The organism is Pseudomonas sp. 13159349 (genome assembly GCF_013305685.1).
Taxonomy (GTDB): Bacteria; Pseudomonadota; Gammaproteobacteria; order Pseudomonadales; family Pseudomonadaceae; genus Aquipseudomonas; species Aquipseudomonas asiatica.
In genome coordinates, this window is the sequence record NZ_CP045553.1 from 4,728,722 (window position 1) to 4,742,753 (window position 14,032).

General features: G+C 63.4%; 13 protein-coding genes. 6 read left to right on the forward strand and 7 right to left on the reverse strand.

The window, feature by feature from the left end; translation table 11 throughout:
- The first annotated feature begins 185 nt into the window (after window positions 1-185).
- The 4 genes from lon to cmoB all read left to right on the forward strand — a co-directional run bounded on the left by lon (window position 186) and on the right by cmoB (window position 5,003).
- On the forward strand, window positions 186-2,606 hold the full coding sequence (lon, locus tag GEV38_RS21800) for an endopeptidase La (RefSeq protein WP_054573742.1): 2,421 nt from the start codon (window positions 186-188) through the stop codon (window positions 2,604-2,606).
- A 160-nt stretch (window positions 2,607-2,766) separates the two neighbouring features.
- A complete protein-coding gene (locus tag GEV38_RS21805) occupies window positions 2,767-3,159 on the forward strand; it encodes a protease inhibitor I42 family protein (protein ID WP_015271588.1) in 393 nt (130 codons plus the stop codon).
- Window positions 3,160-3,306: 147 nt separating this feature from the next.
- Window positions 3,307-4,050: a carboxy-S-adenosyl-L-methionine synthase CmoA gene (gene cmoA / locus GEV38_RS21810; protein ID WP_015271589.1), complete on the forward strand. Its 744-nt coding sequence runs from the start codon at window positions 3,307-3,309 to the stop codon at window positions 4,048-4,050.
- The gene (gene cmoB, locus GEV38_RS21815) at window positions 4,047-5,003 is read left to right on the forward strand and encodes a tRNA 5-methoxyuridine(34)/uridine 5-oxyacetic acid(34) synthase CmoB (RefSeq protein ID WP_013973989.1); all 957 of its coding nucleotides are present in this window, start codon (window positions 4,047-4,049) and stop codon (window positions 5,001-5,003) included. Before cmoA ends, cmoB begins: the two co-directional genes overlap by 4 nt.
- A gap of 69 nt (window positions 5,004-5,072) precedes the next feature.
- Here the strand turns inward: cmoB and GEV38_RS21820 are convergent, their stop codons facing one another.
- A complete protein-coding gene (locus tag GEV38_RS21820; RefSeq protein WP_015271591.1) occupies window positions 5,073-5,276 on the reverse strand; it encodes a hypothetical protein in 204 nt (67 codons plus the stop codon).
- A gap of 350 nt (window positions 5,277-5,626) precedes the next feature.
- Here GEV38_RS21820 and GEV38_RS21825 point away from each other — a divergent pair, with 350 nt between their 5' ends.
- Window positions 5,627-6,301, forward strand: coding sequence for a heavy metal response regulator transcription factor (locus GEV38_RS21825; RefSeq protein ID WP_054573743.1), 675 nt, complete (start codon window positions 5,627-5,629; stop codon window positions 6,299-6,301).
- Entirely contained in the window at window positions 6,298-7,680 is a 1,383-nt protein-coding gene (locus GEV38_RS21830) for a heavy metal sensor histidine kinase (protein WP_054573744.1), read from the forward strand. Before GEV38_RS21825 ends, GEV38_RS21830 begins: the two co-directional genes overlap by 4 nt.
- A gap of 127 nt (window positions 7,681-7,807) precedes the next feature.
- On the opposite strand, the gene pdxJ is transcribed toward GEV38_RS21830, so the two are convergent.
- The 6 genes from pdxJ to lepA all read right to left on the reverse strand — a co-directional run bounded on the left by pdxJ (window position 7,808) and on the right by lepA (window position 13,851).
- On the reverse strand, window positions 7,808-8,530 hold the full coding sequence (gene pdxJ, locus GEV38_RS21835) for a pyridoxine 5'-phosphate synthase (protein WP_153670549.1): 723 nt from the start codon (window positions 8,528-8,530) through the stop codon (window positions 7,808-7,810).
- A 61-nt stretch (window positions 8,531-8,591) separates the two neighbouring features.
- Complete coding sequence (gene recO / locus GEV38_RS21840; RefSeq protein WP_015271594.1) at window positions 8,592-9,275, reverse strand: DNA repair protein RecO; 684 nt, start codon at window positions 9,273-9,275, stop codon at window positions 8,592-8,594.
- Between the two features lie 170 nt (window positions 9,276-9,445).
- A complete protein-coding gene (era, locus tag GEV38_RS21845; protein ID WP_015271595.1) occupies window positions 9,446-10,348 on the reverse strand; it encodes a GTPase Era in 903 nt (300 codons plus the stop codon).
- Entirely contained in the window at window positions 10,341-11,030 is a 690-nt protein-coding gene (gene rnc / locus GEV38_RS21850) for a ribonuclease III (protein ID WP_003258487.1), read from the reverse strand. The genes era and rnc overlap by 8 nt, the downstream gene beginning before the upstream one ends.
- A gap of 161 nt (window positions 11,031-11,191) precedes the next feature.
- Window positions 11,192-12,046, reverse strand: coding sequence for a signal peptidase I (lepB, locus tag GEV38_RS21855; protein ID WP_003258486.1), 855 nt, complete (start codon window positions 12,044-12,046; stop codon window positions 11,192-11,194).
- Between the two features lie 5 nt (window positions 12,047-12,051).
- Window positions 12,052-13,851 carry a translation elongation factor 4 gene (gene lepA, locus GEV38_RS21860; protein WP_013973995.1) on the reverse strand — a complete coding sequence of 600 codons (1,800 nt, stop codon included), beginning with the start codon at window positions 13,849-13,851 and terminating at the stop codon, window positions 12,052-12,054.
- Between the last annotated feature and the right edge of the window lie 181 nt (window positions 13,852-14,032).

The window sequence follows — 14,032 nt, forward strand, 5'->3', positions numbered from 1 at the left end:
GGCAAGCCAGCTCCCACAGGTACTCCATTAGCCTTGAAAGCAGTGGGCCACCTGTGGGAGCTGGCTTGCCGGCGATAGGGCCAGAACAGGCCACCAACGATCCCCTCCCTCCTGCCATCATCTACCATTGAAACCCATCCCCCCGCGCCCCATCTAAGCACCATAGTCATTCACGCAGGTGCCCCATGAGCGACCAGCAGGATTTCCCGGAACATCCCGACGAACACAGCGAAGTCGAACACACCACACCCCAAGCCGAAACCGGCCACGCCCTCGCCCTGCCCGGCCAGCAGCTGCCGGACAAGGTCTACGTGATCCCGATCCACAACCGTCCGTTCTTCCCGGCCCAGGTGCTGCCGGTCATAGTCAATGAAGACCCTTGGGCAGAAACCCTGGACCTGGTAGCCAAGTCGCCAGACCACAGCCTGGCCCTGTTCTTCATGGATACCCCGCCAGAAGACCACCGCCACTTCGATACCTCGGCGCTGCCGCAGTACGGCACGCTGGTAAAGGTGCACCACGCCAGCCGCGAAAACGGCAAGCTGCAGTTCGTCGCCCAGGGCCTGACCCGGGTACGCATCCGTACCTGGCTCAAGCACCACCGCCCGCCGTATCTTGTAGAGGTCGAATACCCGCGCCAGCACGCCGAGCCGACCGACGAGGTCAAGGCCTACGGCATGGCGCTGATCAACGCGATCAAGGAACTGCTGCCACTCAACCCGCTGTACAGCGAAGAGCTGAAGAACTACCTAAACCGCTTCAGCCCCAACGACCCGTCGCCGCTCACCGACTTCGCCGCCGCCCTCACTTCGGCCACCGGCAACCAGTTGCAGGAAGTGCTCGACTGCGTCCCCATGCTCAAACGCATGGAAAAGGTCCTGCCGATGCTGCGCAAAGAGGTCGAGGTCGCGCGCCTGCAGAACGAGATCTCGGCCGAAGTCAACCGGCAGATCGGCGAGCACCAGCGCGAGTTCTTCCTCAAGGAACAGCTCAAGGTCATCCAGCAGGAGCTGGGCCTGACCAAGGACGACCGCAGCGCCGACCTGGAGCAGTTCGAGCAGCGCCTCGAGGGCAAGACCCTGCCGGACCAGGCGCGCAAGCGCATCGACGAAGAGATGGGCAAGCTGGCCATCCTCGAAACCGGCTCGCCCGAATACGCCGTCACCCGCAACTACCTGGACTGGGCAACCGCCCTGCCCTGGGGTGTGTACGGCAAGGACAAGCTCGACCTCAACCACGCGCGCAAAGTCCTCGACCAGCACCACGCCGGCCTCGATGACATCAAGGAGCGCATTCTCGAGTTCCTTGCCGTGGGCGCCTGGAAAGGCGAGATCAGCGGCTCGATCGTGCTGCTGGTGGGCCCGCCCGGGGTAGGCAAGACCAGCATCGGCAAATCCATCGCCGAATCGCTCGGCCGGCCGTTCTACCGCTTCAGTGTCGGCGGCATGCGTGACGAGGCCGAGATCAAGGGCCATCGCCGCACCTACATCGGCGCCCAGCCCGGCAAGCTGGTGCAGGCCCTGAAGGACGTCGAAGTGATGAACCCGGTGATCATGCTCGACGAGATCGACAAGATGGGCCAGAGCTATCAGGGCGACCCGGCTTCAGCGCTGCTGGAAACCCTGGACCCGGAGCAGAACGTCGACTTCCTCGACCACTACCTCGACCTGCGCCTGGACCTGTCCAAGGTGCTGTTCGTGTGCACCGCCAACACCCTGGATTCGATCCCCGGGCCGTTGCTCGACCGCATGGAAGTGATCCGCCTGTCCGGCTATATCACCGAAGAGAAACTGGCCATCGCCAAGCGCCACCTGTGGCCCAAGCAGCTGGAAAAGGCTGGCGTGGCCAAGACCAGCCTCGGCATCAGCGACAGCGCCCTGCGTGCGGTGATCGAAGGCTATGCCCGCGAAGCCGGGGTACGCCAATTGGAGAAACAACTGGGCAAGCTGGTGCGCAAGGCCGTGGTCAAGCTGCTGGACAACCCCGAAGCCAAGCTGAAGATCGGCACCAAGGACCTGGAAGCTGCGCTCGGCATGCCCGTGTTCCGCAGCGAGCAGGTGCTGGCCGGCAAAGGCGTGATCACTGGCCTGGCCTGGACCAGCATGGGCGGCGCCACGCTGCCGATCGAAGCCACCCGCATCCACAGCCTCAACCGCGGCTTCAAGCTGACCGGCAAGCTGGGTGAGGTGATGAAAGAGTCGGCCGAAATCGCCTATAGCTACGTCAGCTCCAACCTCAAGCAGTTTGGTGGTGACCCAGGTTTCTTCAACGAAGCGTTCATTCACCTGCACGTGCCCGAAGGCGCCACGCCCAAGGACGGCCCAAGTGCCGGTATCACCATGGCCAGCGCCCTGCTGTCGCTGGCCCGTGACCAGGCGCCGAAGAAAGGGGTGGCCATGACTGGCGAGCTGACCCTGACCGGGCAGGTACTGCCGATTGGCGGTGTGCGCGAGAAGGTGATTGCAGCACGGCGGCAGAAGATCTTCGAGCTGATCTTGCCGGAGCCTAACCGCGGGGACTATGAAGAACTGCCGGACTACCTGCGCGAAGGCCTGACCGTGCATTTCGCCAAGCGCTTTGCCGACGTGGCCAAAGTCCTGTTCTAGCCACTCTTCGCGGGTAAACCCGCTCCCACAGGGATAGCGCAGGGCTTGAGCTCAGTGAGATCCCCGTGGGCGGGTTTACCCGCGAAAGAGCCGGCACAGGCAACACAAATCTCCTCGATCATCGGTTATCCTCAGGCCATCGCCAGCCTCCGGAGCCAACATGACCGCCCCTCGTCTGCTCGTTCCCCTGAGCTTCGCCCTGATTTCCGCCTGCGCTCAACAGCCTACGCAACCCGTCGAACTGGACGCCGAAAGCGAATGCCCGACACGCCTGCAGGTTGGCCAGGTGCTGACACTGACCCTGCCCAGCAACCCATCCACCGGCTATCGCTGGCGCGTCGAAAAACCCGCCGCCAATGTACTGCGCAGCCTTGGCCCGGAGGTGTACAGCGCTCCCGAGGAGGAAGACCTGGTCGGCAATGCCGGTGTCTCCACCTGGCGCTACCAGGCCAGCGGTACCGGCGATGGCCAGTTGGTGCTTGTGTACCAGCAGCCGTGGGCCGCAGATATTGCGCCCGTACAAACCTTCGACTGCAAGATCATCGTCCGCTAAAGGCCGCAGCTCCGTCCCGGGCAACCTGAACGGCCACTTGTTAGGGGCAGAGGCCCCTCGGCGCCCCGCCCCTTGAGCGCCGCCATGGCAAGAATCGCGGCCTTTGGCTAAAATGCGTCTCCGTTTCACCCTGTATCGAGCCCTCCCGTGAGCAAACAACCCGACCGCCTTTTCGCCCAGCCCCTGGAGCAAGTGCCCGACTTCGCCTTCAACGAGGATGTGGTGCGCGTGTTCCCGGACATGATCAAGCGCTCGGTGCCAGGCTACCCGACCATCGTCGAGAACCTCGGCGTGCTGGCCGCGCGCTTCGCCCAGCCGCACACCGCGTTGTACGACCTCGGTGCCTCGTTGGGTGCCGTTACCCAGTCGCTGCGCCGCCATGTGCGCAGTGATGGCTGCCGGGTGATTGCCGTGGACAACTCCGCGGCGATGGTCGAGCGTTGCCGCCAATACCTCACTGCCCAGGACTCGATGTTCCAGGAACTGCTGCCGGTGCAGGTGCTGGAAGCCGACATCCTGGCCCTGCCATTCGAGCCCGCCTCGGTGGTGGCGATGAACTTCACCCTGCAATTCGTCGCCCCCGACCAGCGCCTGGAACTGCTTGGCCGCATCCGCCAGGCGCTTTTGCCCGGTGGTGCGCTGATCCTCTCGGAAAAACTGCGCTTCGCCGATGCGGAACAGCAGGACCTGCTCAATGAACTGCACCTGGACTTCAAACGTGCCAATGGCTACAGCGAACTGGAAATTGCCCAGAAGCGCAGCGCCATCGAGAACGTGATGAAGCCCGACACCCTCGAAGCCCACCAGGCGCGCCTGCGCGCAGCCGGTTTCTCGAAGGTGGTGCCCTGGTTCCAATGCCTTAACTTCGCCTCGTTGATTGCCCTGCCATGATCGATCTGTCCCCCCTAGTCCGCCGCCTGGCGGGCACGCCCCTGGCTTCCTGGTCGCAAGGCCTGCAAGCGCAACTGGAAGCCAAGCTGGAGAAGGGCCACGGTGACCTCGACCGCTGGCGCGGTGCGCTGGAAGCCCTGCCCGCCCTGCAGCCGAGCGAAGTCGACCTGGTCAACGGGCTGCGCCTGGACTGCGATTGCGACGACGCGACCCGCGCGCAGATGCATCAGGCACTAATGGGACTGTCGCCCTGGCGCAAAGGCCCCTTCGACCTGTTCGGCGTGCATGTGGACACCGAATGGCGTTCAGACTGGAAATGGTCGCGGGTTGGCCCGCACCTGGACCTCAAGGGCAAGCGCGTGCTCGACGTGGGCTGCGGCAACGGCTACTACCAGTGGCGCATGCTCGGTGCCGGTGCCGACATGGTGATTGGCGTCGATCCCAACTGGCTGTTCTTCTGCCAGTTCCAGGCCGTCCAGCAATACCTGCCAGAGCTGCCCGCCTGGCACCTGCCGTTCGCCCTGGAAGACCTGCCGGCCAACCTTGAAGGTTTCGACACGGTGTTTTCCATGGGGGTGTTCTATCACCGCCGCTCGCCCATCGAGCACCTGCTGGCGCTGAAGGACTGCCTGGTAAAAGGCGGGGAACTGGTGCTGGAAACCCTGGTGATCGAGGGTGACGAAAACCAGGTGCTGGTACCTGAGGACCGCTATGCACAGATGCGCAACGTCTGGTACCTGCCGTCGGTACCGGCCTTGGAGCGCTGGTTGCGCCGCGCCGGTTTCAGCGATGTGCGATGCGTCGACGTGAGCGTGACCAGCGTCGAGGAACAGCGCAGCACCGAGTGGATGCGCTACCAGTCGTTGGGCGACTTCCTTGACCCGAACGACCACAGCAAGACCATCGAAGGCCTGCCGGCTCCACGCCGCGCCACCCTGCTGGCACGCAAATGAAAAAGGCGCCCGGTTGGGCGCCTGAATACACCCGCGCCGAGGAGCTGTCGCGGCGCAGGTGTTGTTACCTCAATCCTTGGCCAACTCGCGGGCCTTCTCCTGTGCCTTGCGCTCACGCTCTGCGACGGCCTGTTGCTTGTCGCCGTACAGGCGCTGCTGGTCTTCGCGGAACGCTTGCCAGAATTGTTTCGAACGTTCCGCACCGCCCTCGGCGTGAACACTGGCGCTGCCCAGGGCAAGGGTGGCCAACAGCAGGAATTTGGTCAGGTTCATCGTGGTTGCCTCGTGATAGCCGATCAGATACGGCCATCCTAGCGAGGGCCAGCTAACGGCAAGGTGAGGCGGGGATTACAGTCTTGCAATGTGGCCTTGTTTCGCCTGTTAGGGCCCTATCGCCGGCAAGCCAGCTCCCACAGGATCACCACAGGTCTTGGAAACTGTGCAGTACCTGTGGGAGCTGGCTTGCCGGCGATAGGGCCCTAACAGACAGCCAGATAACGGCAGCATTACAAATCCGTTATCTGCGCCGCGCGCCTTTTCGCATGCCGTAACATCCCGCTCCTTGACCCTGATGCCACTACAGGGTCGAGAATCGCCCCCCTTTCATCACACCGAGCCCACCCATGCGTCTACTGATCATCGAGGACGAACTGCGCACCGCCGACTACCTGCAGCAGGGCCTGCGCGAGAACGGCTACGTGGTCGACTGCGCCCACACCGGCACCGATGGCCTGCACCTGGCCCGCCAGCAGCCCTACGACCTGGTCATCCTCGACGTCAACCTGCCCGAGCTCGATGGCTGGTCCGTGCTGCAGCGGCTGCGCGCCGAATCGGCCACGCGCATCATGATGCTGACCGCCCATGGCCGCCTGGCCGACCGGGTCAAGGGCCTGGACCTGGGTGCCGACGATTACCTGCTCAAACCTTTCGAGTTCCCGGAACTGCTGGCCCGTATCCGCAGCCTGCTGCGCCGCAACGACCAGCAACTGCAGCCCAGCACCCTGCGCGTCGCCGATCTGGAGCTGGACCCCGGCCGCCACCGCGCCTACCGCGCCGGGCAGCGTATCGACCTGACCGCCAAGGAATTCGCCCTGCTGCACCTGCTGATGCGTCAGACCGGCGAGGTGCTGTCGCGCACCCAGATCATCTCGCTGGTGTGGGACATGAATTTCGACTGCGACACCAATGTGGTCGAGGTTTCGATCCGGCGCCTGCGGGCCAAGATCGACGACCCGTTCGACAACAAGCTGATCCATACCCTGCGTGGCGTCGGCTACGTGCTCGAGGCACGCTTTTGAAAAACGCCAGCCTGTCACTGCGCCTGGGCCTGAGCGTGACGCTGATGGGCGCCGCACTGGTGCTGCTGCTGGCCTGCCTGGCCGTGTTCGCCCTCGATCACGAACTGGACAGCCGCGCACGCAAGGACCTGGCGCGCAAGATGCTGCAGGTCGAGCACAACCTGCGCGTCGACCTGCGTAGCGAAGACCTGGGCAGCCGCGCCCATCCCTTGCTCGACCTGGTGATGGGGCATGACAACCTCAGCCTCAGCGTGCTGGCCCTCGAAGGCCGCCACCCGCACCTGCTCAGCCTGGGGCCAGCGCTGGAATCACAGGTAGGCGATCTGCGCACCGATGCCCGTCTGGCCTTTCATGCGTGGCGCGACAGCAATGGCAACCAGATACTCACCGCGACCCGGCTGATGCGCCTGCGCGACGACACCCCGGTCAAGGTGATGATGTCGCTCAACCGTGCCGACGACAACGCCCTGCTGCAGGCCTATCTGCATTCCACCTTGCTCGCGTTGCCGTTGCTGCTGTTGCTGATCGGGGCCGGTGCCTGGTGGCTGATGCAGCGCGGCCTGAGGCCACTGCGGCACTTCCGGCGCATTGCCGGGCGGGTGTCGGCCCAGGACCTGCAACATCGCCTTCCCGCTACCGGCCTGCCGCTGGAGCTGGCAGAGCTGGCCAGCAGCATCAACGTGATGCTCGACCGCCTCGATCAGGGCGTCAGCCAGCTGTCGCAGTTCTCCGATGATCTGGCTCATGAACTGCGCACACCGTTGAGCAACCTGATGGGCAAGGCGCAAGTGACGCTGGCCCGCGAACGGGACAACGCGAATTACCGCGAAGTGCTGGAAGACAGCATCGAAGAACTGACCCGGCTCAACCGCATCATCAATGACATGCTGTTTCTCGCCCAGGTCAGCCAACCCCAGGCCCAGGTCGCGCTCAAGCCCATGGCATTGGCCGACGAGACGGCGCGGGTTGTCGAGCTGTTTGCGTTCAGTGCCGAGCTGAAAGGGGTTGAGTTGCGTGTGCAAGGCTGGGGGACGGCGCAGGGTGATCGGCTGATGTTTCAGCGGGCACTGTCGAACCTGTTGAGCAATGCCATTCGGCACTGCCCGGATGGCAAGCCTGTGGAACTACGTATCGAGCGCGTGGGCAGCGAAGTCAGGCTTTCGGTGGAAAACCAGGGGCCTGGTATTGCTGAAGAACACCAGTCGCGCTTGTTCGAGCGGTTTTACCGGGTGGGCTCGGGGCGCTCGCGGCTGGAGGGAGGGACCGGGTTGGGGCTGGCGATCGTGAAATCGATCATGCAGTTGCATGGCGGGCGGGTCGAGGTCAGCAGCAGGCCCTTGGGGCCTACCCGGTTTACCCTTGTGTTTCCTGCCGAGTAATACATCGCTTGTGCCGGCCTCTTCGCGGGTAAACCCGCTCCCACAGGGATTGCACAAGCCTCAAGGCCTGTGGGGTACCTGTGGGAGCGGGTTTACCCGCGAAGAGGCCGGTACAGGCGACCAACGATTAGCGCGAAGCCGCCACGATCAGCGCCTTCATCTCGGCCACAGCGGCCTTGAAGCCGACGAACAGCGCATGCGCCACCAGCGCATGACCGATGTTCAGCTCATTGATGCCCTTGATCGCCGCCACCGCCTCCACGTTGTGGTAGTGCAGCCCGTGGCCAGCATTGACGATCAACCCCTGCCCCACGCCAAACGCCACGCCATCGACGATACGCTTGAGCTCCTCGGCCACTTCGGTCGGGGTTTCGGCATCGGCGTAACGCCCGGTGTGCAGTTCGATGGCAGGCGCGCCAACGCGACGCGACGCCTCGATCTGCCGCTCGTCGGCATCGATGAACAGCGACACTTCGGCACCGGTACGCGACAGGCGCTCAACCGCAGCCTTGATCCGTGCCTCCTGGCCCGCCACGTCAAGGCCGCCTTCGGTGGTCAGTTCCTGACGGGTTTCGGGTACCAGGCAGATGTGCGCCGGGCGGATCTTCTCGGCAAAGGCCATCATCTCTTCGGTGACGCCCATCTCGAAGTTCATGCGCGTCTGCAGCACGTCCTTCAGCAGCACCACATCACGCTCCTGGATGTGCCGGCGGTCTTCACGCAGATGCACGGTGATGCCATCGGCGCCCGCTTCCTCGGCATCCAGGGCAGCCTTGACCGGATCGGGGTAACGCGTGCCCCGGGCCTGGCGCAGGGTCGCCACGTGGTCGATGTTTACGCCGAGAAGCATGCGGTTGCTGTGAGTCACGAAAGGCTCTCCTGAAGATTGAGCCCCACAGCATACGTCGTGATCAGCGCTTGCGAAACAGTTCGCGGCTGACCAGTGGTTTTGCCCCCAGGTGAACCGCCAGTGCCTGGCGCATCAGGCGCTTGGCGGCGAGCAAGGCACCTGGGGCATCCCAGTCGGCTTCGGCCAGGGCCAGCAGTTCGGTGCCGCGGAACAGCCCGGGTTGCACCAGCTCGACCCGCTCCAGGCCGGCGTCCACACGCAAGCGGTACAGGCCATCGACCGCGATCGCTTGGTCATTGACGTCGTGGTGCAACGAAAACGCGTAACCGAGCTCGTCCAGCAGCCGCCATTCGAAGGAGCGCAGCAGCGGCTCCAGCGGGCGACCGGCGGCCAAGGCTTGCAAGGTCAGGGTGTAGTGCTCGAACAGCGCCGGGAAAGGCGCTTCGGCGGGCAGCAGGCGCATGAGCAGTTCGTTGAGGTACAACCCGCTGAACAGGGCATCGCCATGCAGCCAGGCGGCGATGCCAGCGCTGTCCATGCGACCGACATTCTTCAGCTCGCCACGCCCGCGCAGCTCCAGTTCCAGCGGCACGAACGGCCGCACCAGGCTGCCACCCTTGCCACGCGCACGGCGCAGCACGGCACGCATGCGGCCCTGCGGGGTGAAGAAGTCCACCAGCGCGCTGGTTTCCTTGTAGGCACGACTGTGCAGCACGTAGGCTGGCTGGCCGACAGGTTGTTCCATGGAAGATCACTGGCTCCCTGTGGCTCGGTAAACTGCATATTGGGGCTGCTCTGCAGCCCATCGCCGGCAAGCCAGCTCCCACAGGTACGGCGCATGGCTTGAAGTCGATGCGATCGGGGTGGGAGCCGGCTTGCCGGCGATGGGCCGCACCGCGGCCCCAATAGTATTGCTTAGAGGTCGCCGTAGCCCAGCGAGCGGAGGGCGCGCTCGTCATCGGACCAGCCGCCTTTCACCTTGACCCACAGGTTGAGCATGACCTTGGAGTCGAACAGCACCTCCATGTCCTTGCGCGCCTCGGAGCCGATGCGCTTGATGCGCTCGCCCTTGTCGCCAATGATGATCTTCTTCTGGCCATCGCGCTCGACCAGGATCAGCGCGTGGATGTGCAGCACGTGGCCCTGCTGCTTGAATTCTTCAATTTCCACGGTGATCTGGTACGGCAATTCCGCACCCAGCTGGCGCATGATCTTTTCGCGCACCAGTTCGGCGGCCAGGAAGCGGCTGCTGCGGTCGGTGATCTGATCTTCGGGGAAGAAGTGCTCGTTCTCGGGCAGGTGCTTGGCGATCTGTGCTTCCAGCGCCTGCAGGTTGTGCCCCTGCTGCGCGGAAATAGGCATCACTTCGGCGTTCGGCAACTGCTCCTGGAGCCATTGCAGGTGCGGGATCAGTTCGGCCTTCTCTTCCATGCGGTCGGTCTTGTTGACCGCGATGATCAGTGGGCCCGTCACGTACTGCACGCGCTCCAGCACCAGTTGGTCCTCGTCGGTCCATTTGGTGCGGTCGACCACGAAGATCACCACGTCGACGTCCTTCAGGGCCGCCGAGGCATTGCGGTTCATGTAGCGGTTCAAGGCCTTGTCATTGGCCTTGTGCATACCGGGGGTATCGACGTAGATCGCCTGCACGTCACCCTCGGTCTTGATGCCGAGCATGTTGTGACGGGTGGTCTGCGGCTTGCGCGAGGTGATCGCCAGCTTCTGGCCGAGGATGTGGTTGAGCAGGGTCGACTTGCCCACGTTCGGGCGGCCGACAATGGCCACGTAGCCGCAGCGGGTCGGGTTGCTATCAGTCATTGCCATTCTCCACGCCCAGGGCGATCAGTGCAGACGCGGCGGCGACTTGCTCGGCGATACGCCGGCTAACGCCCTGGCCACGGCTCTTGTTGTTCAGCAGCACCACTTCGCATTCGACGAAGAAGGTCCGGCAGTGCGGTTCGCCCTGGATATCCACCACTTCGTAACGCGGCAGCTCACAGCTGCGCGACTGCAGGAACTCCTGCAGGCGGGTTTTCGGGTCCTTGTTGGTATCAACCAGGGTCAGGCCTTCGAATTCATCGGCCAGCCAGGCCAGCACGCGCTCCCGGGCCGTTTCCATGTCGGCGTCCAGGTAGATGGCGCCAATCAGCGCCTCCAGGGCGTCGGCCAGGATCGACTCGCGGCGGAAGCCACCGCTCTTGAGCTCCCCCGAGCCCAGGCGCAGGTGATCGCCCAGGTCGAAACCACGGGCCAGGCGGGCCAGGGTCTCACCCTTGACCAGGCGCGCGCGCAAGCGCGACAGCTGGCCTTCGCGGGCCTGCGGGAAGCGCTCGAACAGCGCTTCGCCGGCGACGAAGTTGAGAATGGCGTCACCGAGAAACTCCAGGCGCTCATTGTTGCGCCCGGCGTAGCTGCGATGGGTCAGTGCCAGGAGCATCTGGTCCTGGTTCTTGAAGGTATAACCGAGCTTTCGCTCCAGACGGGCAAGGGGAGCACTCATGCAGCCACCCGTTCGTTGTTCAACGCGTTGTTCAAATCAACATCCTGAAAGACTGTTTGGCTGTGGCCCGCCGCGATGTGCGACGAATCTCCCGATCCCTGAGAACACAGCCTATGTCAGAAATGCATTCGGCGCTGCCTGCAGGCCAGCGCCGATGGGTATCAATGGATCAGACCGACCCGCGACAGGTTGGGCAGGTGGCTGAGCTTGGGCTCTGGCCAGCTCATCCACACCGCGAAGGCCTTGCCGACGATGTTCCGGTCGGGAACCATGCCGTGCAGTTCCTTCGGGATGTTCGGGTCATCCCAGTAACGGCTGTCGTTGGAGTTGTCGCGGTTGTCGCCCATCATGAAGTAATGGCCTGCTGGCACGGTCCATTGCTGGTCCGGCGGCATGCGATAACGGCTCATTTCCTTGCGAATCAGGTGTTCGGCCTCGCCGAGCTTTTCCTTGTACAGCTCGGCGCTGCCCAAAGTGCCCGGCTCGGTGCCCACCAGTTGCTCGGCAATCGGCTGGCCGTTGACGAACAACCGCTTGTCGCTGGTGTAGCGCACCTGGTCGCCCGGCAGGCCGACCACACGCTTGATGTAGTTGACGTTCGGGTCGCTAGGGTAGCGGAACACCATCACATCACCGCGTTGCGGGTCACCCACCTCGATGACCTTCTTGTCGATCACCGGCAGGCGAATGCCGTACGAGAACTTGTTCACCAGGATGAAGTCGCCCACTTCCAGGGTCGGTTTCATCGACCCCGAAGGGATCTGGAACGGCTCGACCAGGAACGAACGCAGCACCAGCACGATGAACAGCACCGGGAAGAACGACTTGCCGTACTCGACCAGCAACGGCTCTTTGCCCAGGCGCTCGACCACCGCCATCTCGGGCTGGCTGACGCTGCCCTGGTAGTTGGCGATTGCCGCACGCCGGCGCGGGGCCAGGAACAGCAGGTCGATCAAGCCCAGCAGGCCGCAGACGAAGACGGCGATGACTAGCAACAGCGGGAAATTTAGCGACATAGGACCTAGCTATCCAACCTGAGCACGGCGAGGAAGGCTTCCTGTGGAATTTCCACGTTACCCACCTGTTTCATGCGTTTCTTACCGGCCTTCTGCTTCTCCAGCAGCTTCTTCTTACGGCTGACGTCGCCACCGTAGCACTTGGCCAGTACGTTCTTTCTGAGCGCCTTGACGGTTGTCCGCGCAATGATCTGGCCGCCGATAGCTGCCTGGATCGCCACGTCGAACATCTGCCGAGGGATCAGTTCCTTCATCTTTTCGGTCAACGCACGGCCCTTGTAGGCCGCGTTGTCGCGGTGCACGATCAATGCCAGGGCATCGACCTTGTCGCCGTTGATCAGTACGTCCAGCTTGACCAGATTGGCCGACTGGTAGCGATCGAAATGATAGTCCAGCGAAGCATAGCCGCGGCTGGTGGACTTGAGGCGGTCGAAGAAGTCCAGCACCACTTCGTTCATCGGCAGGTCGTAGCGCACCTGCACCTGGCTACCGAGGAACTGCATGTCGCGCTGCACGCCACGCTTCTCGATGCACAGGGTGATGACGTTGCCCAGGTGCTCCTGCGGCACCAGGATGGTGGCGGTGACGATCGGCTCGCGGAAATCGGCGACCGCCGAGACGTCCGGCAGCTTCGACGGGTTGTCGACGGTGATGGTCTCGCCGGTTTTCAGTTCCAGCTCATAGATCACGCTTGGCGCGGTGGTGATCAGGTCCAGGTCGTATTCGCGCTCCAGGCGCTCCTGGATGATCTCCATGTGCAGCATGCCGAGGAAGCCGCAACGGAAGCCGAAGCCCAGGGCGTCGGAGCTTTCCGGCATGTATTGCAGCGACGAGTCGTTCAGGGTCAGCTTCTGCAGCGCATCGCGGAAGTCCTCGAAGTCGTCGGAGCTGACCGGGAACAGGCCGGCGTAGACCTGCGGCTGAATCTTCTTGAAGCCTGGCAGCACTTCGACCTCAGGGGTCGCGGACAGGGTCAGGGTGTCACCGACCGGGGCACCGTGGATGTCCTTGATGCTGGCGATGATGAAGCCCACTTCGCCGGCCTTCAGGTCGGCGGTCTGGGTGTGCTTCGGGGTAAATACGCCCACGCTGTCGACCAGGTGCACCTTGCCGGTGGACTTGACCAGGATCTTGTCGCCTTTCTTGACGCGACCGTGTCGCACGCGCACCAGCGAGACCACACCCAGGTAGTTGTCGAACCAGGAGTCGATGATCAGCGCCTGCAGCGGCGCCTCGATATCGCCTTCCGGCGCGGGAATGGTCTGCACCAGGCGCTCGAGCACCTCGTCCACGCCCATGCCACTCTTGGCACTGCAGGCCACGGCGTCGGTGGCGTCGATGCCGATGATCTTCTCGATCTCGTCCTTGACGCGATCCGGATCGGCCTGGGGCAGGTCCATCTTGTTCAGTACCGGCATGACCTCAAGGCCCTGCTCGATGGCGGTATAGCAGTTAGCCACGGACTGGGCCTCGACGCCCTGGCCGGCATCCACCACCAGCAGCGCGCCCTCACAGGCCGCCAGCGAACGCGAGACTTCGTAGGTGAAGTCGACGTGGCCAGGAGTATCGATGAAGTTCAGCTGGTAGACCTTGCCGTCCTGCGCCTTGTAGTTGAGCGTGACGCTGTGGGCCTTGATGGTGATACCGCGCTCACGCTCCAGGTCCATGGAATCGAGCACCTGGGCTTCCATCTCGCGTGCCGACAGGCCACCGCACATCTGGATGAAACGGTCGGCCAGCGTCGACTTGCCATGGTCGATGTGGGCGATGATGGAGAAATTGCGGATATGACTCAAATCACTCACGGGTCAACACTCGAAAAGGCTGCGAGCCGGACGCCCGCCGAAAAATAGCCGGGAATTGTACCTTAAGCCGCAGCAGGCCGCCACGCCATCCGGCCGTTGGTGAACACGGTTGCCTGACAGAGGTGCTACCTGACATTTCTGCCAGTACTCACCGCATCGGGAGTCGACCATCCTTGCAAAT